Below are 19,725 nucleotides of genomic sequence, written 5' to 3'. Positions count from 1 at the left end.
TGCTTTTTGACTTCTTTTACTTGTTTGGCAAACACTGAGCTTAGTGTGCGCTACTCTGCTGACGGGCACCCATATCCACGTGCATTGCTGGCATTGGCATTGAGTAAGTCAGCAGTGACTCTGGTGCCAACAGAAGTGCAAAATATTCCTTCGCAAAGCAGAGCTATTAGGCTTTTAGGAGATAAAAATGGTATTGATGTCTTTTGGGGAGTAACGAGCCCTGATTGGGAAAAGCAAGCCAAGGCCGTTTTGATCCCAATTGATAAAGGCTTATTGGGTTATCGTATCCCTTTAGTACATGTTAGCCATAAAGATATGTTTGCACAGGTAAACCACTCTAGACAATTACGCTCATTTGTATTCGGTTTACGGGAAGATTGGCCAGATACTGCCATTTTTAAACGTAATGAGTTGCCTACATTAATATATGGTATGGGGGCAGAGCCTATCGAAATGCTCCGAACAGGGCGCATTGATGCGTTGCCGTACGATATCTTTGATTTACCCAAAAATCATGGTGACGATATTATTCACGAGCCGCATATTGCTATTCGTTATCCATCTGCAGTTTATTTTTTTGTAGCCAATGATAATCAAACGCTGCATAAATTATTGCAAGAAGGTCTACTAGCGGCAATTGCTGATGGTTCTTTTGACGCGCTATTTTATGAATATTTTGCCGCTACGATTGCACAAGCTGACTTAAAAAACCGCCGTATTATTGAACTTACAAACCCTTTACTGCCGCGCAGTGCGCCAATTCATCAAGCTCAGTTTTGGCTTGATAAAAACAGCTTAACTAAATAACCTCGCACTATAACAATACAAATAGGTGTGCCATGTTTAAAAAATTATGTTTCATTGGCGGTGTTCTACTCTCTAGCCAAATGAGTATGGCACAAGCTGATACTCAGCTCACAGCTGCACAAATTGTTAATCAAGCAACTGCTGAGCAATGGCGGTTAGTGGAGGCTGATAATATTATCAAAATAGCCCTGCCAACCGGCGCTGCTTATATCGAGCTTAACCCGCAACTGGCACCAAAACACACGCAGAATATCAAACAACTAGCCCGCGAAGGCTTTTACAAAGGTTTAAATGTTTATCGCGTTGTGGAAGGCTTTGTAGCGCAAGGAGGTGATGAAAGCGGTAAAAAACCAGTCAAAGATGCCGCTAAAGCCATAGCTGCTGAATTTTATTTAACGACTTCAAGCCTTTTGGAGATCACCGAGCTTGATCACCATGATGGCTATGCCCCAATTACTGGATTTTTAAATGGCTTTGCGGTGGCGCAAAATGAGATGCAAACGCAAACCTGGCAAGTGCATTGTAATGGGGTATTTGCAATGGCGCGAGATAACGACATTAACAGTGGTGGTACTGAATTTTATGTCACTATAGGACAAGGCCCGCGTTATTTAGATAGAAATATTACTGTATTTGGCCGCGTGCTGGAGGGGATGGAGTATTTTACTCGTCTATCTCGCACGACTAGTAACCCTATTACCGATATACACGTGTTAGCTGATATCAGTAAACAAGATAATAGCCAGTTTAAGGTGATGCGCACTGACTCGACTGCATTTTTAGCCTTGATCAAAGCACGACAAAACCGCTCAGAAACATGGTTTGTTGAAACGCCTAATTATGTTGATGTGTGCGGTATGCCTATACCGACTAAAAGAGTTGAAAGTTAGCCAGTGTAGATAACCCCGAATGACTCGGGGTTTGACTAGATAGATCATTGGCGGTTTATTTTCACCGCAAATGGCACACTATCGTGAGAAGTTGAACGGTACGGGTTGATGTCTAGTCCACCACGGCGGGTGTAACGTGCGTACACTTCAAGTTCACTGATGTTCAATTGCGCCATTAAATCACAATAAATACGCTCTACGCATTGCTCATGAAATTCATTATGAGTACGAAATGAGATCAAATAGCGTAATAGCGATTCCTTACATAGTTGCTCACCCGTATAGCGAATAATGATACTAGCCCAGTCCGGCTGTGAGGTGATCAAGCAGTTCGATTTTAATAAATGACTGTGCAGTGTTTCAGTGACAGTATTGCTGCTCGCCGTTGTTAAACTGTGTGCGCCAAGCTGATAGTCGGTTATTTCAATGTCTAACTCATCGATACACTCACCCGGCAAGGGTGTGCAAGGTAAACAGTTATAATCTGCTGGGCTATATAAATTGACTGTGATAGGCATTGCCACTGCGGCTGATAAATCGGCGGTCAAAATAGCGGCTACATCATCAACTGAATCAAAACGCGTTTGGTTAAAGCTGTTTAAGTACAGTTTGAAAGATTTAGACTCAATAATATGGCTGCTCTGACATGGAAACACAAAGCTTGCTATAGCAACGACAGGTTTTCCTTTTGCGTTTAACCACGACAACTCATAGCCGGTCCAAATATCTTGGCCTTTAAAAGGGAGGGCGCGTTCATCAATGTTTAAATCGTCGCGATTAAGTTTTCGTGCGATCGGAAAAAGTAAGCTTGGTGTATACGTATCAACATACTCAGTTGATTGACCAAGCACACTGCCTTTTAATTCTGGTGCGTTGCTGTAATCTGTCATGTTAAGTCTTTTGTAGTTACAATAGCGCTATTATACCTAAAGCTTATGAGTTTCACAGCATGTCTATTGTTACCCAGTTACAACAACTTCACCAACGCTTTGCCAGCAAGCAGCAAGATCAAACAGGCAAATTGCCACAGATTGAACACGACAGCGATTGGCCAAGTCCGTGCGAAGTTGGCAACCCAGATGAACAAGGGTTGATCCAATGGCAAGCGGTCGCTCGCACACCAAATGGCACTTTAACTGATCTAGCTAATGCCCTAGAGGTTGAATTTCCACAAGCGCTGCAACAGTATTATGGTGCGTTTTTTGGCGGGTGTATAACAGCCTGTATAGATGGTCATGATGTTGAGCTACTGCAAGCGTGGAGCGATGAGGATTTTGATTTACTGCAACAAAATATAACCGGACATGTGTTGATGAAGCGCAAATTAAAACAGCCGCCCACAGTATTTATTGGCTTGACCGATCAAGAAGATTTATTGGTGTCGGTGTTGTTAGACACAGGTGAGGTGTGTTTAGAGTATGTGGGTAAAAAGCCTCATCATGTGCTTAGCACGGATCTAGGCTCTTTTATATCAGCACTTACTGTTTAAGCGTTTATGCTGCGCTGAAATTGCTCCCGCGCAGCATTTAATTAGAGCGATTTGTTATTGAAAATCCCATGATACATTCGACACTAAGCCACATGGTTCACAGCGAAAATCAAATAGGCCAAACCATGATTCAGCTAATTTCCAGTCGCCATTGCAGCTTGGACATTTACGTTCAAGCTCTGAGGCTTTATCTTTGCCGCCCACTCGGTATAAATAATAATACACCGGTTTCTTAGTTAAAAAGCTCACTCGTTTGGCAATGTCTTTACCACGGCGGGAAAGATCGCTATCAAGCTTTGATATTTCCTCTAAAGCAGGAAATTCACAACGTGTGGCCCCATTGATTTGAATTTGATCACATGCCTGCCAATCTTCTTGCCACTTAATTAAGGTTTTATAGTCACCATTCGCTATTGCAGGAATACGAAATAATGGCACCGGTAAAAAGTCATCACCACAGTACAATGGACTGCATGTATGGACATAAGTGGTGTATAAAATATAACTCGAAGGTTCATGACACTGATCAGCGCCATTAGAGTGAATATCTTGACCAATTACTTTGACTTTCGGAGCCAGTAATCCGGCATCGTGAAGTTTATCAATACTGTGTTTAACAAACGGGCTGTTGTTAAGAGGGTGCATTGCATCATCAGTCGGACACATAACACGGGTTACGAAGTAGCCATCTTTTAATACAGTTGGAAACTCTTCACCCATTATTTGGCCGTTAAAGCGCAATGCATTCACTAAGCGGTTTATTGCTTGCTCGGCATTTTCAAGGGTCGTGTCTTGGTAACAATCAAACGTTAAATCAACAACAAACATGTAAGTTCTCTAGTTTTTATTTTCGAGTAAAGCGAGTAAGTGATCAAGTTTTTGTTCAATACGATCAAGCTGACTTATATCACTGCCAGCCTCAACCGTAACCGAGGCTGATTTGGCCAAATTATGAATTGAATCTGGATTATTTTTATATTGGCTAACCGCAGCAATAATAACAGGTAATGGGATCGGTTGGGTTAGTTTACTTTTAGTTAAAGCGACAGTAGGGGTTTTGCCTTCGTCAAGAAGGGCTTTGATAGCATCAAAAACAACGGCATTCATTCTATTTTTAAACTCTTTTAAATAAGGCACAGCACTGACATGTGCTGCGCTGGGTATAATAACAGGTGACAGGCTACAGCCAAGTACTTTTACTGTTGGCGTAATCGCACGTCTAGTTCATCAATCACTTCACTCCAATCACCATCCTCTGCTAATGATTCTGCAATAAAATGGCGTTGTGCTTGATCCCAAAATGGAGCGTCTTGCAATAACGTGGTATCAGGTAAGGTATGAGCAGCAATAAAACTATCAATTTCTTTTTCTGAACTTGCCAAGCCCAGTTGTTTGAAAAGTGTATTGATGTCGTGTTTAGTGGTATCCATGTCATGCTCCTTGGTGATAACTGTGAAACAGTAATAGAACTTTATGATGGGTTGTTTGAGTTTAACACCCGCTGAATTTGCCTTTTAACCCAGATAGGAATATACCTATAGCTGTAGCGACAGAAAAAATCAAAATAAAAAGTAAGGACGAGCCATGACCGTAGAGACTGAAAGTGAAGCATTGCGTGTGCAGTATATTGCTGCAGAAGACATCAGTATCGCAGCGAGTTTAATTTACCAAGCCTATCACGATGATCCGCTCTTACAGCCCTTACTTAATTACAGTGAATCGAATATAGCCGCGTACGAAAAGAAATTACGTGCGTTGATCCGTGAAGAGCTCAATACATTCTGGCAGGAGAAACAGCCATTAATTGGTTTGTATAAACAAGATAGATTAAAAGCAGTCGCGTGCGTGTTTGAGTCAGATAGTCAATTACAAGCCCAGCGTTATTGGCATTGGCGCCTAAAATTAATGCTCAGTGCAGGTTACTTACAAACTAATCAATTGATTGAAAAAGAACAAACAATCCGTAATGCGCTCAGCGGTCAAGGCAATTATTACTTTTTAGCATTTATCGCTGTTGATCCACATTTTCAGGGACAAGGTATAGGCCGCTATTTATTACGAGGCTTAAATGATTTAGTGCAAAGTAATGAGAGAGCTTCAGGAATCGCGGTTTTTGTTACCCAAAATAAGCATACTGCATTTTTTGCCAGCGAGGGATTTAGCTCTTTACAACGTCTTACGTTTAATAATGTACAAGGTGAACTGCTGTTTAAATCAGCTGAGTGACATTGATTCTGTCTAAGCGCCGTTTTGGAAATATCACTGTGAGAGATATCTTACATTGTCGTGCGCTTTAGCCGTTTATTCTTTCATTAATCGTGTTCCTAAATGTTTAACTCATTGTTTTTTATCGGGTATGTTATTTTTTCAAAATTATGACATGAAAATTATTGTTATTTACAACTACCGCTATGGCTACTTTGCTTTAAACTTTACTTTGTCAAGACGACACAGACTCAATGAATGAGCTGCTGCCAAGGAAATGGATTATGGCAATTAAGCATGAAGCTTAGCAGGAAGCCAATGGACAATTTACATGGACGCAAGGACGAACAAGGACACCGCCAGGATGCGGCACATTAGCGGAGCTAATGATAAGGATAACCTAAAGGATTATATTACAGGAAGTAATAGGAGCGGTTGGAACCGTAGGACGGCCAAGCTGGCAAGAGGATAACACTAGGACGTGTAGGATATTGCATAGATGCAATGTGAGGGTGTATTTGGATATATACCCGTTCAGGGGAAAGATAAAAATGGGTGCTTCGGCATAGGTATGGATGCCTTATTATGGATGAAGTCAGATTGGGGCGTAACTATATGTTACGCCTTAGTTTTTTAAGTTGACATATAATACCAATCGACTTAAATATTTAACCATTCTAGCGAGCTAAATAAAGCGCTAACTGCGTTATAAATTTTTCATGTAGAACAACTACATGTCAAAATTTATGCCTTGTTATCACGTCATTTATCTGTCGCTATAAATGGTCAGTAACTTAACACGATTGGTATAACAGCCTCTCGCAAAGCTATTTCTAACTTTCTAACTAGATCTTATGCGGCGGCACAATTACGCTTTTTAGCATTTCATTTTCCATCAAGAGTACGCCTTGGTAGACACTTTCACCATCACTGGAAAATTCAAAAATAAACTCGCTCTTAATTCCTGGTTTGCCGCTTTTTAACAAGCCAAAGCGGCGTTTAATACAGGCAACACTCATTAACTGTACTTGCAGTTGCTCACTTTGTCGTTTGGCGTGAGCGTTCGCGGCTTCAGCTACTTTACGATTAAGCCAAAATAGATAAATAACCGCACCAATGATAATGAATGTCCACAAACTTGCCATTTACGAGAATAACCTTCCAATTGCGCGGGCGAGGGTTTCGCTGCGATTTTCTTTACGTAGTAGACCTAGTAAGTGCGGGCGAATACTGGGTATTGCAACTAGATCTGCGAAAATACTTGGGAAAAGTTCTGCAATTTGTTGCTGGTGGGCGCAGTTATCCATAAAAATATGTAACCGCTCAGGATCGCAGAGTAAGTTAAAACATCGGCCTGCGATTGTTTGCAGCACATCTGCATCGGTGGCTAGGTCTGATTGCAAAAGTGCATCTACGAGTTGAGCGGTCAATGGTTGCGCTTGCGCTTTTGACATTGCTCGTAAGGCACAGCACAGCGCTAATGTATCTTTTTGCGCAATGGCTTGTTTCGCGTAACTTAATAGTAGCTCGCTTAACACGGGGGGGATTTCAACATGTTCAAGCATGGCGCTTAATGGTTGTAGTACCTCTGCTGGTAGTTGCGGCCAAGCATTTTGTAACGCAGCTAGGTTTTTATCATCATCTAAGCGCACGGCAAAATCAGCAATGCCTTGTACTGCAACACTTTGCCAGTTATCAAATCCGAGTTTGCCACTAAAATATAATTGGCTGTATTCGTAATATTGTGAAGCTGGTTGTTTTAACAGCACTTTTAATTGTGCATTAAAAGCGGCTAATTTATTGGCATTAGGTGTAAATACGTAAGGGTTATTATCAAGCTTACCATCAGCTTGGCTGCCGGTTAAATCATTACCAATGGCTTCAATGACCATATTGGCAAAATGGTCACGGCTTGCGCAAACTAACTTACTTTGCTCATCAACCGGAAATTTTAAGAACCAAACAAATGGCTCACTACTGGCTTTGCTATCCCAAAATTGAATTGCTAACCATGCATGGCCTGCCAGTGGAAAAGGATAAGGTATTTGGGCTTGCTCTATCGCTAAGAACTGCTTTTTATCTAGCTTAGTTATGTGTCTGCCAATATCAAACGCGCGCCATGTGGTGCCTGCGTTATCAAGTAGTTGCCCTAAAGTTGCGATTTGCTCGGTCATAGTGATCCACTGGTTTTTACTGCAAAATTCGGTAAATTATACGCCATAGCAGGCAATGAGGGAACAGGGTATAATTAGTCAATATTTATAACAGCAGGTGGTTATGTACCAACAGTTACAAGCGTATCTAACGCAACTTGAAGTCTTATTACGACAACATCAGCTCTGGCAAGAACAGCCTATAGATGCACAAGCATTAAACTCAACAATGCCGTTTTGTCACGACACAATGGCGTTTGAGCAATGGCTGCAATTCGTATTTATTGAGAAAATGGATGCACTGGTTACGCATAAGCTACCTCTACCAAGTAATTTTGCAATTGCGCCAATGGCTGAACTAATGTTTGCAAATAAAGAGGGTGGAGCACACGTGATAAAACTATTGCAAGAATTAGACAGTGTATTTGGACAATCAGATGAATGAACGCCCTGAACCAATTGAGTTTGGTGAGCTTGATATTTTGTATCGCGATGAAAACTATATAGCGATTAATAAGCCTTCCGGTTTACTTGTACACCGCTCATTTTTAGATAAGCACGAAACACAATTTGCGATGCAAATGTTGCGTGATCAAATAGGTCAGCATGTGTTTCCTGTGCACCGTTTAGATAGACCTACCTCAGGTGTATTACTGTTTGCACTAAGTTCAGAAGCTGCGCGGGATATTAATCAGTTATTTATCGATAACCAAATTTCTAAACGTTATTTGGCACTTGTACGTGGTTTTGCACCTGAGTCGGTATTTTTAGATAAGCCACTTAAAGAAGAGCTGGATAAAATTGCAGATAAGTTTGCTGATCAAAATAAAGCTGCACAAGAGGCACAAACTCAGTTTAACTGTTTGCATCAAGCTACCTTAGCTATCCCAATTGGAAAGTACCCAACAGTGCGATATTCGTTGGTGGAGTGTTTTCCTAAAACAGGGCGTAAACATCAAATTCGTAGGCACTTAAAACATTTATCACTGCCTATAATTGGTGATGTAAATCATGGTGATAATCAACATAACCAGTTTTTTAGAGAGCACTTTGCACTGCGCCGATTAATGTTATTTGCAACTGAACTTAATTTTGTGCACCCTTATACGCAGCAATCGATCAATATTAAAGCGCCACTAGGTGAAGCAATGCTCGCTATTTGCCAACAACTTGGCTGGCCAAATACAGAAAAGGATTATTAATGGCAACTATTAGTATATTTGTAGGCAGTGTCTATGGCGGTGCTGAGCGTTTAAGTGACGAGGTTATTGACACGATTGAGCACTCTGAGCATCAAGCTAAGCTGATAAGCTCGCCAACTCTTGACGATATAAAGTCGGCCAGTCATATTTTAGTGATCACCTCTACAACGGGGCAGGGCGATATTCCTGATAATTTAGCACCGTTATATGCCCAGCTTAATAGTCAATTTCCTATGTTGACAGGTAAGCCTTACGGGATTATAGCTATGGGTGATCGTAGTTATGGCGATACCTTTTGTGGTGCAGGGCGCAGTTTTGACGAGTTATTTCGGGATTTACAGGCAAAGCCTGTGGGCCATCGTTTAGAGATTGATGCATGTGAAGACTTTGAGCCTTGGCCTGTGACAGAACCATGGTTAAAGCAGTGGCTTACTAAAATTCCAGAATAAGGACAATAAAAAAGAGCGTATACGCTCTTTTTTATTGCTTGTATTATTTGTACTTAGGTGCTTTTTACATCGACTTTAAGTTTTAACTTTTGCCCAGGCTGTAAGTACTTTTGACCTGCGAGGTTATTCCACTTAATAATATCGTTAACGCTTAAGTTAAATTTATCGGCAATGCGTGCGAGCGAGTCACCACGACGTACTTTATAAGTGATTGTACGGTTGCTGCTGATCAAAGCGGTTTGTGGATTGCTTGCTGTTTTATAAACCGTTAACTTTTGTCCTAAGCGTAATACACTGTTCTTTTTAAGTTTGTTCCATTTTGCCAGTTCATTAATGGTCACGTCATACTCTCGGCTAATATCCCATAAGGTATCACCGCTTTTCACCGTGTGAGAGAGCTTTTTTTGGCTGTTTTTGTTCGCCGCTAGACGGACTTGCTCAGGTAAGTGTTCGCTATTAATTGCACCATCACTCAATGGTACTAACAATTGTTGGCCAACACGTATGGTATTTGACTTTAGTTTGTTGAGAGATTTAATTGCACTGGTACTGGTGGCAAACTTTTTCGCTATTACCGATAAGCTATCGCCGTTGGCAACAATATATTGTTGCCAACGAAGGCGATCTTTAAGCGCTGTTTTTGCAAGCGTACTTTGAAATTGCTCAACTTTATCTACCGGTAATAATAAAAAATGTGGCCCATTTGGATCGGTTGCCCAGCGATTAAAGCCTGGGTTTAAACGGTAAAGTTCAGTCAAGCTGATATCTGCCATTTGAGCTGCTAATGCCAGATCAATTTGTGAACCAATATCAACGGCTTCGACAACTTGTGCATTGATAATTGGGTTCCATGTTAAGCCAAATTCATCGGCGCGATTCAATAGATCGGACAGAGCGAGTAATCTAGGTACATAGGCGGTGGTTTCGCTTGGCAAATCAAGCGACCAAAAATCGGTTGGTAAATGTTTTTTGCGATTCTTTTTTATCGCTCGTAATAAACGACCTTCACCTGAGTTATAAGCAGCAATCGCGTTAAGCCAATCACCATCTAAGGTTTTATGTAAATAAGATAAGTAATCTAATGCGGCACGGGTTGATTGCACAATGTCGCGACGACCGTCGTACCACCAGTTTTGCTTTAAATCAAAACGCTCACCAGTTTGCGGCATAAATTGCCAAATACCCGATGCACTGCGATTTGAATAGCCAAATGGATCAAAGGCACTTTCTACAATCGGAAGTAGTGCAATCTCAATCGGCATATTACGCTTTTCAACCTCTTCTACAATAAAATGTAGGTAAGGCTCAGCACGTTTTGAAATGCGATCTAAGTAAGCTTGGTGCTTTGCATAATAATTACGCTCAGCAACCACAGGGCGATTTTGTGGCACATCAATTGATAATTGGTAACGAATGCGCTCCCATACATCATCAAAAACTGGTGGTGCTTCATCTACTTCATTCACTTGCAAGTATTGCGCATTGATCATCAGTGCTTCACTGATTTCGCTAGGGCTTGCACCTTCAAGCTGCGATTGGCGGGCTTGATTGGCTATTGCGTCGTCGGATTGTGTTGATGTCAATGTTTGACAACCACTTAGCACCAATGCCAAGGTTAAAACGAGAGGAGATTTATTCATAAATACCAATACATCAGGTAAAAAACTCGGCGAATACTACCCGTAATGAGTACGTATTACCACTTTATGACCGTTTTAAATATGCAATAATGCTGTAATTTATTAGTTAACTAAATAATATATTTAGACTTATTAACTTGAACGTTAGTTAATAATTTTTTACCTACGGTTTGTCTAACGTTCAGGTTTATTACACTAAAAATGATCTTTCCAAGCCCTAAGACCTGCAAAGTTTTGCCAAGGTTCATTATTTTGTAATGTGTTTTTTGTAAATGAATTATATTGGTCGGGTAAGTGTTGCACGATCCCTGCTATATCACTGCGCATAAAAGGGTTGATTTTTAATTCTAACGCGAGCGTGCTTGGCAAAGTGATTTTATTATTTTTGCGTTGCTCATCGACCCACTGCGCATACGCAATTAAATCGCGGTTGTTAGGTTCAACGGCCAATGCAAAGGCCAAATTTGCTTGCGTGTATTCATGGGTACAATAAATTTCGCACGCCAGTGGTAGTCTTTTTAATTTATCAAAAGAGCACTGCATTTGCTCTGCGGTGCCCTCAAATAAGCGCCCACAGCCTCCACTAAATAATGTATCACCAGTAAAAGCAAGCGCAGGATTGATATAGCAAATATGATCCAAGGTATGCCCTGGGGTGGTGATAACTGTAAACTCAGTATCAAGGACAGTGATCACATCACCTTCAGTGAGTGTTTTGGTGATCCCTTTAAATGGACTATTAACAGGCCCGTAGACTTCAATGTCGGCAAATTCCTCTCGTAAACTATTCACGCCATCAGTATGGTCGTAATGATGGTGAGTAATTAAAATTCCCTCAAGCGTTAAGCCTGCCTGAGCTAAATATTTTAGTACGGGCTCTGCTTGGCCTGGATCAACCACCCAAGCAGCAGAGCTGTCTGGCTTGCTGATACACCAAATATAATTATCTGAAAAGGCTTTAATTGCTTTGACTTGCACCATGTGACTTTGCTCTATAAAGTGACGATATTAGATAGTATAACGAGCTCAGCGTATGAAACCAGCCCTTAGTTTTCAAGAAGGACCCAAACCACTGTCGTGGCAAGAGTTTCCTCATGGTGACTATTTACGTAGTGATATAGAACGTAAAATAGATAAGTGGTTACCACGTATGTTTGGTTATCACATGCTAAAACTAGGAAATCTCAGTGGTGAACTCAATACCAGTAAAAGCACCATAAAACATCAAGTGTGTGTCGCAGAATCAGGGCCATTTACTGGTGTGATTGCAGATATTGATGAACTCCCTTTTTACGAGCACAGTGTTGATGCATGTATTTTAAGTCATTGCTTAGAATATCACTCTGATCCACATCATATATTACGTGAAGCGCATCGCACTTTGATCCCTGGTGGTTATATGGTGATCACCGGTTTTAATCCATTTAGCTTGTGCGGCTTGGCGCAATTACTGCCTTTTAGTGGCCAAAAGTTACCTTGGACAGGGCGCTTTTTTACCCCTGCACGGGTGAAAGATTGGCTTAATTTATTGGGTTTTGAAATTGTTAGTGATGAGCGTTTTATTTATTCATCCCTTGCACGGGGAAATCGTTTGTCACGATTTGCGCCATGGCGACGCTTCACTAAACAATATTTAAAACCGATGGGCAGTGTGTATATGCTAGTTGCACGCAAGCGAGTCGCCCCTTTAACACCAATCAAACCCAAATGGCATGCTCGGCCTCAATTTGCGCCAGTCAAAGGTGCTGGGTTACGGCAAACTTCAAAGCAGCACCGTGAGCGGGATAGTTAAATAACGTTGCGCATTGTGCTGTACTTGCGGTAATTGCCCTGCGCGAATATTCATTTGTATTGCTGGATGAAGTAAAGCAGGGACATTAAGAGAGGCATCACGTGTTTGACGAGTAGATATATAATCTTGCTCAGTACTTTGTAGATGAATATTATTTTTGCGCTGCTGTGCAACCGTAGTTCTATTAGCTAACTGGCGACCATTGGGTTGATAGTCATGGCACATCCACAAAGTAGTTTGATCTGGTAATGCTAATATCCGTTGTAATGAGTCATATAATTGTTTGGCGCTGCCGCCCGGAAAATCACAACGAGCAGTGCCGCTATCGGGCATAAAGAAGGTATCACCTACAAATAAATTACCTTCTACTAAATAGCATACGCTATCAGGGGTATGTCCAGGTGTTGCGATCACTGTAACTCTCAGCTCACCAAGCATAAAGTGCTCGTTATCGTTAAAAAGTCGTTCAAACTGGCTGCCATCACACGGCATGTCAATATCATATAAGCGGCTAAAGTGTTGTTGTACTTGTGTTATTTTACTACCTGTTGCAAGTTTACATGGATGGCTAGAGCCTAACTGCTGTTTGATATAACTTGCTGCAGTGATGTGATCGGCATGAGCGTGGCTTTCTAAAATCCACTCAAGTATTAGCTCGTTTTCAGCTATGTGATGAATAATGTCATTGGCGGTTTTAAAGCTTAATACGCCGCTGGCAACGTTAAAGTCTGCAACGCTATCAATTAACATCGCTGTCTTCGTAAGACGGCAAGAAACTAAATAAGTAAAAGTCGCACTTTGTTGATGAAAAAAAGACTCGACTAGAATAGACATTAAACAACTCCATTATATGATATAGCTAAATCTTATATCATATAACTTAATTGTAAAATAGTTTGTGCTGAACTAAATAAGTTGATTACTCAGGTTTATAGCCTTCATCGACAAGTAAGTTTTTACTGCCGGCTGCATCACGGGCTAAATCATCAACAATTTCGTTGTATTTATTGCCACTGTGACCTTTTACCCATTTCCATGTGATGGTATGACGGGCGCAAGCTTCGTCAAGGCGTTTCCATAAATCGACATTTTTAACTGGTTTTTTGGCTGCTGTTTTCCAGCCGCGCTTTTTCCAGTTTGTAAGCCAAGATTCAATGCCTTGCTTTACATATTGGCTGTCAGTGGTGAGGTTTATCTCACAAGGACGGTTTAAACTTTCAAGTGCAACAATAGCTGCGAGCATTTCCATGCGGTTATTGGTGGTGAGGGTGTAACCTTGGCTTAATTTTTTTTCGTGGCCATTATAAAGCATAAAAATACCATAACCGCCGGGTCCTGGGTTACCTAAACATGAACCATCGGTGTAAATCTCTACGGTTTTTTGCACTGTTTTCCCTTGATCTTATGTACAATAAAGTAATTATAGAAAGATACCAGAGTCAGGTTAAATTCGATATGGCACGTAGACAAATAGTTTTAGATACAGAAACCACCGGCATCGACCCTAAACAAGGGCATCGTATTATTGAAATCGGCTGCGTGGAATTAGTTAATCGCCGTTTAACTGGCAATAACTTTCACGTTTATATTAATCCGCAACGTAAAAGTGAAGAAGAAGCTATTGATGTTCACGGTATCACTAACGAGTTTTTACGTGATAAACCGTTATTTCATCAGATTGCTCAAGAGTTTCTCGACTATATTAAAGGGGCGGAGCTCGTCATTCATAATGCGCCGTTTGATGTTGGGCATATAGATAATGAATTTGCGTTACTTAATCAAGGCTACCAAAAAACGCATGATTACTGCCAAGTTCTCGACACTCTCACTATGGCGCGTGACTTGCATCCAGGTCAAAAGAACAACCTTGATGCGTTATGTCGTCGTTATGATGTAGATAACACTAAACGTACCTTACACGGCGCGTTACTGGATTCTGAGATCTTAGCCGACGTTTATTTAGCCATGACGGGTGGGCAAGTAAAGCTCAATCTTAATCAACATAAAAGTCAAGGCAGCGAGCAACAGCAAAAAGAGTTGCGTCGTTTAAATCCAAACCGTCCACCATTGGTTGTATTACATGCCAGTAGTGATGAGCAACTGGCTCATGAAGAACGATTAAATCTAGTCGGTAGCCAATGTTTATGGCGTGCCGAATAAGGCAAAACATGAAAAGCATACTGTTAGCTGTGTGCTTGGTAATGATGTTACCAAGCACCAGTCGTGCAACAAGCGAAGATAAAATAACCTTATTGCAGCGTGATGGGCAGCAAAATGAAATTCCATTATTGGAAAATCGTTTTCGTATCGACTATAAGGTTGATGAAATCACCTTGCTGTTTTTTCGCAAACCAGGGGCACCAGCGGTCGTTTTAGTTAAACCTGACGGCAGTAAATACTATGCTACGTCAGCAAGAAAAGATGACAATTTACAGTGGTTTGATGAAATCAGCTATGACTTGATCACCATTAAGAAGCCAATGCCGGGACCATGGCAAGTAGTAGGTAGTATTTTACCGAAGAGTAGAATTGTGGTGTTAGGCGAAGTAGAGCTGCAAGTGGAGCCGTTGCCTTCGTTACTGTTTCGTGGTGAGACAGTTAAAATTACGGGACAAATATTAAATGATGGGCAACCAATAAACACCGGCCTGTTTCGTGATGTAGTGAGCTTACATGTTGATTTTATAAGTACTAATAACAGTGATTTTGCTAATTTTGGTGCGGGTACTCACAATGTTGCAGAATTCAAAGATGATGGGCGTGGTTTTGATGAACGCCCCAAAGACGGTATTTTTACTGGCGAATTTAAATTAGTTTTCCCCGCAGGGCAGTGGCAGCCCGAGCTTTATATTGAAACCCCATTATTAAAGCGCACTGTCGTACAAGATATTTTAGAAGTTAAAGAGCCTCCTTTTAGCTATAGCATTGCACTTGCTGAGGATGACATCGAAGAGCATCAATTAACGATTACCCTTGATAAGCAAATAGTGCAACCAGAGACGGTTTTGATCCAAGGTAAAATCTATTACCCCAATAATGAAGAACAAATGTTTACCCTTGAAGCTAATACCAGCTTAACTCGTGAATTAGCAATTAAAAATTATGATTGGGGAAGATACAGTGTTGAGTTGTCTGTTTTTGGCACTAATATTAATGGCCGTGAATTTATGGCAACACTCCCCACCTATAAGTTTGAAATTGAGCGACCAATTGAAGTGGTGCCTGAATTAGCAGCACCCATTATCAGCGAGGCTGAGCAACAAGCAATACAAAAAGCGGCAAAAGAAGCTGAAGCAATGGCAACAATAACTTTGATAAGCTTAATTGTGGGTGGAAATCTTCTGATTTTGTTAATTGGGTGGTTAGCTATTCGTGTCTTTGTTCAGAAAAAGTCACTCATACCAAAAATTAAGCTACCATTTTTGCAGAAAAAAACAGCAACTGATAAAGAGCCAGATGCAGGCGAAAAAAATGAAGTTGGCAAAAATGGCTCAAAAAGTGACAAATCAGGTGAAATTTTAAACCTTTCGATGTCAGATGACTAAAAAACCTGTAAAAAAACAAAAAAGCCCTTGACGAAGTAGGGGCTGATTCGTATTATTCACGCCGCTGCAAAGGGAGACCTAAGCAGAAAACGAAAATGCGGAGTGGTAGTTCAGTTGGTTAGAATACCGGCCTGTCACGCCGGGGGTCGCGGGTTCGAGTCCCGTCCACTCCGCCAATTTTCGACAATTTGTAAGTAGATGCTGGAGTGGTAGTTCAGTTGGTTAGAATACCGGCCTGTCACGCCGGGGGTCGCGGGTTCGAGTCCCGTCCACTCCGCCAACGCTTACACAACATATGGTTGTAAAACATATTCTTATTATGGAGTGGTAGTTCAGTTGGTTAGAATACCGGCCTGTCACGCCGGGGGTCGCGGGTTCGAGTCCCGTCCACTCCGCCAATAAGAAAAATAACAGTTTAAATACGCGGAGTGGTAGTTCAGTTGGTTAGAATACCGGCCTGTCACGCCGGGGGTCGCGGGTTCGAGTCCCGTCCACTCCGCCAACAAATTAAGTAATAACAAGTATTATGATATCAATGCGGAGTGGTAGTTCAGTTGGTTAGAATACCGGCCTGTCACGCCGGGGGTCGCGGGTTCGAGTCCCGTCCACTCCGCCACTATTTAAACACGTTATATTACAAAATTTGTATGCTGGAGTGGTAGTTCAGTTGGTTAGAATACCGGCCTGTCACGCCGGGGGTCGCGGGTTCGAGTCCCGTCCACTCCGCCAACAAATTAAGTAATAACAAGTATTATGATATCTCTGCGGAGTGGTAGTTCAGTTGGTTAGAATACCGGCCTGTCACGCCGGGGGTCGCGGGTTCGAGTCCCGTCCACTCCGCCAACAAATTAAGTAATAACAAGTATTATGATATCTCTGCGGAGTGGTAGTTCAGTTGGTTAGAATACCGGCCTGTCACGCCGGGGGTCGCGGGTTCGAGTCCCGTCCACTCCGCCAACAAATTAAGTAATAACAAGTATTATGATATCTCTGCGGAGTGGTAGTTCAGTTGGTTAGAATACCGGCCTGTCACGCCGGGGGTCGCGGGTTCGAGTCCCGTCCACTCCGCCAACAAATTAAGTAATAACAAGTATTATGATATCTCTGCGGAGTGGTAGTTCAGTTGGTTAGAATACCGGCCTGTCACGCCGGGGGTCGCGGGTTCGAGTCCCGTCCACTCCGCCACTTGATATCAGTAATAAATTAGTTAGTGCATTACCCCATGCACATACCACTGCGGAGTGGTAGTTCAGTTGGTTAGAATACCGGCCTGTCACGCCGGGGGTCGCGGGTTCGAGTCCCGTCCACTCCGCCACTTGTTATTTCCTCAATAGCAAGATTATAAAATATCTTTACAACCATTTTAAATAATTAGACTTTTTCTATCAGCTATCAGCTATCAGCTATCAGCTTTAGGTAGGTATAAAAAAGCCCGCACTTTATTTTAGTAAAACACAGGCTCTTATCACTTTTTTCGTTTAACTTTGTGGGCCGAAGCGCTCTTTTAGGTAAGTATCTAAAAAGTTTAAGTAAGCATTGGAGGCACTAATACGGTTTTCTTTTTTGGTAAAGCCGTGGCCTTCATCGTCAAACAATACGTACTCTACGGGCACACCATTGGCTTTTACTGCGGCAACAAGTTCATCGCTTTCAACTTGTAATACCCGCGGATCGTTAGCACCTTGAATAACCATTAAAGGTTTGGTGATGTTTTTGGCGTGGAATAATGGAGAGATCGCACGATGACGTTCACCATCTGTTGCTGGATCGCCCATTTCATCGTATAACGCTTTTTTAAAGCTTTCCCACCATGGCGGAATTGAATTGAGTGTGCGTACCCAGTTGGTAACGCCAAAAATATTAATGCCGACTTTAAACTCTTCTGGCTCAAAGGCAAGCGCTGCCGCTGTCATAAAGCCGCCGTAGCTGCCACCCATAATACCGATCTTATCCGCATCAACCCAATCTAAACTTTGTAAGTGTTTTTTACCGTAAACTATATCTTGTAAATCGTCTGTGCCGTGTTTTTTATCATCCAAATGAAAAAAGGTTTTACCATAGCCTGAGCTGCCGCGATTGTTAACAGCAAAAATTGCATAGCCGTGATTAACTAGGTGCTGTTGCATAGCACTGTAACCGGTACGACTTTGCCCACCTGGACCACCATGCACCCAAATAAGTGCTGGAACTTTATTAGTACTGCTGGCTTGTTTTGGTTTATACAAAACGCCTGGTATTTCTAGGCCATCAAAACTTTTAAAACGCACGATGGTGCTCGCAACTAAATCGTTTTGATTTATATCTTCACTTAATGTGTTTGTAAGTTGTTTCGCTTCATTACTTCCCACTTGCCAAACAAATAAATTGCTTGGTGAGGTGTCTGAGTTTAAGTAAAACGCCATTGTTTTTTCATCACTTGAAAAGCTAACACCACGTAAATTACCCGCGGGTAACTGAGGCATAGCGATTTCTTTGCCTGTTTGCGTGTTTATAACGGTTACTTTGGTACTGGCATCGGCATTGATACCACTGACTTGATAGCGCCCTGATTTAGAAAAATAAATAAAACTAACATCCCAATCATCCTTTAGCGCAGCACTATGTTCACCTGAGGCTAAGTCATAACGCCATACCTGAGAAAACTCTCCTTTAGCGTCTGTAGAGTAATATAAATATTTGCTATCGACAGAGAAGGTCTCAGGTGTATATTGAGCCGGTGTGTCATGTTTTGAAATTAACTGTGGCTTAAGGGTCTTTTTAAAGGTATCAAGAATAAATGTGTCGCTGTCTTTATTGGTGTTGCTTTTAGAAAGCGCGATGTAACGCCCATTAGGGCTAATTGCCCCCACATCTAAACCTAGGGTGTTTAGATAAACAGGTTCAATTTTATAGGTCTTACTATCAACGCGGTATAAGTCCATAAACTTAGCATCGCGCTGGTTGCTGGTGATAAAAAATTGGCTGCCATCTTTGGTAAAACCTGCAAAGCTTGCGCGAGTTTCATCGCCTGGAGTTAAGTCTTTTACCGTGCCGTCAAGCTCTTGCACATAAACATGATAACGCTCGTTACCCCCTGAATCTTTAGTAAACAGTACGCGCTCATCATTGGGAAAATAGCGGATAGGGTAGGTGCTGTCTGCAAAATTAGTTAAGCGAGTTTTATTACCTGTTTTCACATCGACTTCATACAAGCTGTAGATGCCGCTTTCATCGCTACTAACTAAAACTTTATCACCTGTTGGCGAAAAGCTGCTACCCATAATAGAAGTGGTATCAAAAAAGGTTTTTGCGTTATAGGTTTTAACTTGCTGAACTTGTTGTGACTGCACCTCAGTGTGTGTAGTTGGGTTGCTTGATTGGCTGCAACCACTCAAAGCAATACTGATCGCACAGGCGAGTGTAGCGAATTTTAATCTGTTATTCATAGTACATTCCTTGGTTTATTGTTATTTAATGAGTTCTTTACCGATTTTAGTGTTGCCCGAACATTATTTAAACGCAAGTTTTTGGCCCATTTTAACGGCAATAAAGTGTTACAAAGCTTGTACCATCA

The 19,725-nt window shown here is 41.6% G+C and carries 21 protein-coding genes and 11 tRNA genes; 21 read left to right on the top strand and 11 right to left on the bottom strand.

Annotated features, from left to right (window positions below; genetic code table 11):
* The first annotated feature begins 6 nt into the window (after nucleotides 1-6).
* Both PHAL_RS22850 and PHAL_RS0107230 read left to right on the top strand, forming a co-directional pair.
* On the top strand, nucleotides 7-807 hold the full coding sequence (locus PHAL_RS22850) for an amino acid ABC transporter substrate-binding protein (RefSeq protein WP_138973934.1): 801 nt from the start codon (nucleotides 7-9) through the stop codon (nucleotides 805-807).
* 80 nt (nucleotides 808-887) lie between these two features.
* Nucleotides 888-1,697, top strand: coding sequence for a peptidylprolyl isomerase (locus PHAL_RS0107230; RefSeq protein ID WP_232321841.1), 810 nt, complete (start codon nucleotides 888-890; stop codon nucleotides 1,695-1,697).
* A 44-nt stretch (nucleotides 1,698-1,741) separates the two neighbouring features.
* Here the strand turns inward: PHAL_RS0107230 and queF are convergent, their stop codons facing one another.
* Complete coding sequence (gene queF / locus PHAL_RS0107225) at nucleotides 1,742-2,587, bottom strand: NADPH-dependent 7-cyano-7-deazaguanine reductase QueF (RefSeq protein WP_016707746.1); 846 nt, start codon at nucleotides 2,585-2,587, stop codon at nucleotides 1,742-1,744.
* Between the two features lie 59 nt (nucleotides 2,588-2,646).
* On the opposite strand from queF, the gene syd reads away from it, so the two are divergent.
* Complete coding sequence (gene syd / locus PHAL_RS0107220; RefSeq protein WP_016707745.1) at nucleotides 2,647-3,186, top strand: SecY-interacting protein; 540 nt, start codon at nucleotides 2,647-2,649, stop codon at nucleotides 3,184-3,186.
* Nucleotides 3,187-3,240: 54 nt separating this feature from the next.
* Here the strand turns inward: syd and PHAL_RS0107215 are convergent, their stop codons facing one another.
* The 3 genes from PHAL_RS0107215 to PHAL_RS0107205 all read right to left on the bottom strand — a co-directional run bounded on the left by PHAL_RS0107215 (nucleotide 3,241) and on the right by PHAL_RS0107205 (nucleotide 4,616).
* Nucleotides 3,241-4,014: a Zn-ribbon-containing protein gene (locus tag PHAL_RS0107215; RefSeq protein ID WP_016707744.1), complete on the bottom strand. Its 774-nt coding sequence runs from the start codon at nucleotides 4,012-4,014 to the stop codon at nucleotides 3,241-3,243.
* 9 nt (nucleotides 4,015-4,023) lie between these two features.
* Nucleotides 4,024-4,293, bottom strand: a complete 270-nt coding sequence (locus PHAL_RS0107210) for a hypothetical protein (protein WP_016707743.1) — start codon at nucleotides 4,291-4,293, stop codon at nucleotides 4,024-4,026.
* An 89-nt stretch (nucleotides 4,294-4,382) separates the two neighbouring features.
* On the bottom strand, nucleotides 4,383-4,616 hold the full coding sequence (locus PHAL_RS0107205; protein WP_016707742.1) for a DUF2789 domain-containing protein: 234 nt from the start codon (nucleotides 4,614-4,616) through the stop codon (nucleotides 4,383-4,385).
* 154 nt (nucleotides 4,617-4,770) lie between these two features.
* Here PHAL_RS0107205 and PHAL_RS0107200 point away from each other — a divergent pair, with 154 nt between their 5' ends.
* Nucleotides 4,771-5,412 (top strand): GNAT family N-acetyltransferase, encoded by a 642-nt coding sequence (locus PHAL_RS0107200; RefSeq protein ID WP_016707741.1) that lies wholly within the window; start codon nucleotides 4,771-4,773, stop codon nucleotides 5,410-5,412.
* An 824-nt stretch (nucleotides 5,413-6,236) separates the two neighbouring features.
* Here PHAL_RS0107200 and PHAL_RS0107185 read toward each other — a convergent pair.
* Both PHAL_RS0107185 and PHAL_RS0107180 read right to left on the bottom strand, forming a co-directional pair.
* Nucleotides 6,237-6,536, bottom strand: a complete 300-nt coding sequence (locus tag PHAL_RS0107185) for a DUF3301 domain-containing protein (RefSeq protein ID WP_016707738.1) — start codon at nucleotides 6,534-6,536, stop codon at nucleotides 6,237-6,239.
* A complete protein-coding gene (locus PHAL_RS0107180) occupies nucleotides 6,537-7,565 on the bottom strand; it encodes a DUF3549 family protein (protein ID WP_016707737.1) in 1,029 nt (342 codons plus the stop codon).
* Between the two features lie 103 nt (nucleotides 7,566-7,668).
* Here PHAL_RS0107180 and PHAL_RS0107175 point away from each other — a divergent pair, with 103 nt between their 5' ends.
* Genes PHAL_RS0107175 through PHAL_RS0107165 form a run of 3 tightly spaced genes read left to right on the top strand, consistent with a single transcriptional unit; the run spans nucleotide 7,669 to nucleotide 9,195 of the window.
* Nucleotides 7,669-7,989, top strand: coding sequence for a YqcC family protein (locus tag PHAL_RS0107175; protein WP_016707736.1), 321 nt, complete (start codon nucleotides 7,669-7,671; stop codon nucleotides 7,987-7,989).
* A complete protein-coding gene (truC, locus tag PHAL_RS0107170) occupies nucleotides 7,982-8,746 on the top strand; it encodes a tRNA pseudouridine(65) synthase TruC (RefSeq protein ID WP_016707735.1) in 765 nt (254 codons plus the stop codon). Before PHAL_RS0107175 ends, truC begins: the two co-directional genes overlap by 8 nt.
* A complete protein-coding gene (locus PHAL_RS0107165; protein WP_016707734.1) occupies nucleotides 8,746-9,195 on the top strand; it encodes a flavodoxin in 450 nt (149 codons plus the stop codon). Before truC ends, PHAL_RS0107165 begins: the two co-directional genes overlap by 1 nt.
* Nucleotides 9,196-9,248: 53 nt before the next feature.
* Here PHAL_RS0107165 and PHAL_RS0107160 read toward each other — a convergent pair whose 3' ends face one another.
* The gene (locus PHAL_RS0107160) at nucleotides 9,249-10,835 is read right to left on the bottom strand and encodes a LysM peptidoglycan-binding domain-containing protein (protein ID WP_016707733.1); all 1,587 of its coding nucleotides are present in this window, start codon (nucleotides 10,833-10,835) and stop codon (nucleotides 9,249-9,251) included.
* A gap of 195 nt (nucleotides 10,836-11,030) precedes the next feature.
* Entirely contained in the window at nucleotides 11,031-11,816 is a 786-nt protein-coding gene (gloB, locus tag PHAL_RS0107155; protein ID WP_016707732.1) for a hydroxyacylglutathione hydrolase, read from the bottom strand.
* A 52-nt stretch (nucleotides 11,817-11,868) separates the two neighbouring features.
* Between gloB and PHAL_RS0107150 the strand changes: the two genes are divergently transcribed.
* Nucleotides 11,869-12,627 (top strand): class I SAM-dependent methyltransferase, encoded by a 759-nt coding sequence (locus PHAL_RS0107150; protein ID WP_016707731.1) that lies wholly within the window; start codon nucleotides 11,869-11,871, stop codon nucleotides 12,625-12,627.
* On the opposite strand, the gene PHAL_RS0107145 is transcribed toward PHAL_RS0107150, so the two are convergent.
* On the bottom strand, nucleotides 12,598-13,461 hold the full coding sequence (locus PHAL_RS0107145; RefSeq protein ID WP_029216067.1) for an MBL fold metallo-hydrolase: 864 nt from the start codon (nucleotides 13,459-13,461) through the stop codon (nucleotides 12,598-12,600). The two genes, PHAL_RS0107150 and PHAL_RS0107145, sit on opposite strands and share 30 nt — an antisense overlap.
* An 85-nt stretch (nucleotides 13,462-13,546) precedes the next feature.
* The gene (gene rnhA, locus PHAL_RS0107140) at nucleotides 13,547-14,014 is read right to left on the bottom strand and encodes a ribonuclease HI (protein WP_016707728.1); all 468 of its coding nucleotides are present in this window, start codon (nucleotides 14,012-14,014) and stop codon (nucleotides 13,547-13,549) included.
* Between the two features lie 68 nt (nucleotides 14,015-14,082).
* Here rnhA and dnaQ point away from each other — a divergent pair, with 68 nt between their 5' ends.
* The 13 genes from dnaQ to PHAL_RS0107075 all read left to right on the top strand — a co-directional run bounded on the left by dnaQ (nucleotide 14,083) and on the right by PHAL_RS0107075 (nucleotide 17,487).
* Nucleotides 14,083-14,787 (top strand): DNA polymerase III subunit epsilon, encoded by a 705-nt coding sequence (dnaQ, locus tag PHAL_RS0107135; protein ID WP_016707727.1) that lies wholly within the window; start codon nucleotides 14,083-14,085, stop codon nucleotides 14,785-14,787.
* A 41-nt stretch (nucleotides 14,788-14,828) separates the two neighbouring features.
* Nucleotides 14,829-16,172 carry a TIGR03503 family protein gene (locus PHAL_RS0107130; RefSeq protein ID WP_167337197.1) on the top strand — a complete coding sequence of 448 codons (1,344 nt, stop codon included), beginning with the start codon at nucleotides 14,829-14,831 and terminating at the stop codon, nucleotides 16,170-16,172.
* Nucleotides 16,173-16,271: 99 nt separating this feature from the next.
* Nucleotides 16,272-16,348: transfer RNA gene (locus tag PHAL_RS0107125), tRNA-Asp, on the top strand.
* A 27-nt stretch (nucleotides 16,349-16,375) separates the two neighbouring features.
* Nucleotides 16,376-16,452: transfer RNA gene (locus tag PHAL_RS0107120), tRNA-Asp, on the top strand.
* A gap of 41 nt (nucleotides 16,453-16,493) precedes the next feature.
* Nucleotides 16,494-16,570: transfer RNA gene (locus PHAL_RS0107115), tRNA-Asp, on the top strand.
* A 27-nt stretch (nucleotides 16,571-16,597) separates the two neighbouring features.
* Nucleotides 16,598-16,674 (top strand) — tRNA-Asp (locus tag PHAL_RS0107110).
* 37 nt (nucleotides 16,675-16,711) lie between these two features.
* Nucleotides 16,712-16,788 (top strand) — tRNA-Asp (locus tag PHAL_RS0107105).
* Between the two features lie 36 nt (nucleotides 16,789-16,824).
* Nucleotides 16,825-16,901 (top strand) — tRNA-Asp (locus tag PHAL_RS0107100).
* A gap of 37 nt (nucleotides 16,902-16,938) precedes the next feature.
* Nucleotides 16,939-17,015, top strand: a tRNA-Asp gene (locus PHAL_RS0107095).
* A 37-nt stretch (nucleotides 17,016-17,052) separates the two neighbouring features.
* A tRNA-Asp gene (locus tag PHAL_RS0107090) sits at nucleotides 17,053-17,129 on the top strand.
* A 37-nt stretch (nucleotides 17,130-17,166) separates the two neighbouring features.
* Nucleotides 17,167-17,243 (top strand) — tRNA-Asp (locus tag PHAL_RS0107085).
* Between the two features lie 37 nt (nucleotides 17,244-17,280).
* A tRNA-Asp gene (locus PHAL_RS0107080) sits at nucleotides 17,281-17,357 on the top strand.
* 53 nt (nucleotides 17,358-17,410) lie between these two features.
* Nucleotides 17,411-17,487: transfer RNA gene (locus PHAL_RS0107075), tRNA-Asp, on the top strand.
* 163 nt (nucleotides 17,488-17,650) lie between these two features.
* On the opposite strand, the gene PHAL_RS0107070 is transcribed toward PHAL_RS0107075, so the two are convergent.
* On the bottom strand, nucleotides 17,651-19,597 hold the full coding sequence (locus tag PHAL_RS0107070) for a S9 family peptidase (RefSeq protein ID WP_016707725.1): 1,947 nt from the start codon (nucleotides 19,595-19,597) through the stop codon (nucleotides 17,651-17,653).
* Nucleotides 19,598-19,725 lie beyond the last annotated feature (128 nt).

Source organism: Pseudoalteromonas haloplanktis ATCC 14393 (assembly GCF_000238355.1).
GTDB lineage: Bacteria > Pseudomonadota > Gammaproteobacteria > Enterobacterales > Alteromonadaceae > Pseudoalteromonas > Pseudoalteromonas haloplanktis.
This window is presented reverse-complemented; position numbering and strand designations above follow the sequence as displayed.

Coding starts and splice junctions, on each gene's coding strand:
- PHAL_RS0107070 (WP_016707725.1), bottom strand. CDS start 19,597: ATGAATAACAGATTAAAATTCGCTACACTCGCCTGTGCGATCAGTATT.
- queF (WP_016707746.1), bottom strand. CDS start 2,587: ATGACAGATTACAGCAACGCACCAGAATTAAAAGGCAGTGTGCTTGGT.
- syd (WP_016707745.1), top strand. CDS start 2,647: ATGTCTATTGTTACCCAGTTACAACAACTTCACCAACGCTTTGCCAGC.
- PHAL_RS0107205 (WP_016707742.1), bottom strand. CDS start 4,616: ATGGATACCACTAAACACGACATCAATACACTTTTCAAACAACTGGGC.
- PHAL_RS0107180 (WP_016707737.1), bottom strand. CDS start 7,565: ATGACCGAGCAAATCGCAACTTTAGGGCAACTACTTGATAACGCAGGC.
- PHAL_RS0107150 (WP_016707731.1), top strand. CDS start 11,869: ATGAAACCAGCCCTTAGTTTTCAAGAAGGACCCAAACCACTGTCGTGG.
- PHAL_RS0107130 (WP_167337197.1), top strand. CDS start 14,829: ATGATGTTACCAAGCACCAGTCGTGCAACAAGCGAAGATAAAATAACC.
- PHAL_RS0107185 (WP_016707738.1), bottom strand. CDS start 6,536: ATGGCAAGTTTGTGGACATTCATTATCATTGGTGCGGTTATTTATCTA.
- dnaQ (WP_016707727.1), top strand. CDS start 14,083: ATGGCACGTAGACAAATAGTTTTAGATACAGAAACCACCGGCATCGAC.
- PHAL_RS0107200 (WP_016707741.1), top strand. CDS start 4,771: ATGACCGTAGAGACTGAAAGTGAAGCATTGCGTGTGCAGTATATTGCT.
- PHAL_RS0107210 (WP_016707743.1), bottom strand. CDS start 4,293: ATGAATGCCGTTGTTTTTGATGCTATCAAAGCCCTTCTTGACGAAGGC.
- PHAL_RS0107175 (WP_016707736.1), top strand. CDS start 7,669: ATGTACCAACAGTTACAAGCGTATCTAACGCAACTTGAAGTCTTATTA.
- PHAL_RS0107215 (WP_016707744.1), bottom strand. CDS start 4,014: ATGTTTGTTGTTGATTTAACGTTTGATTGTTACCAAGACACGACCCTT.
- PHAL_RS0107160 (WP_016707733.1), bottom strand. CDS start 10,835: ATGAATAAATCTCCTCTCGTTTTAACCTTGGCATTGGTGCTAAGTGGT.
- truC (WP_016707735.1), top strand. CDS start 7,982: ATGAATGAACGCCCTGAACCAATTGAGTTTGGTGAGCTTGATATTTTG.
- PHAL_RS0107145 (WP_029216067.1), bottom strand. CDS start 13,461: ATGTCTATTCTAGTCGAGTCTTTTTTTCATCAACAAAGTGCGACTTTT.
- PHAL_RS0107165 (WP_016707734.1), top strand. CDS start 8,746: ATGGCAACTATTAGTATATTTGTAGGCAGTGTCTATGGCGGTGCTGAG.
- gloB (WP_016707732.1), bottom strand. CDS start 11,816: ATGGTGCAAGTCAAAGCAATTAAAGCCTTTTCAGATAATTATATTTGG.
- PHAL_RS0107230 (WP_232321841.1), top strand. CDS start 888: ATGAGTATGGCACAAGCTGATACTCAGCTCACAGCTGCACAAATTGTT.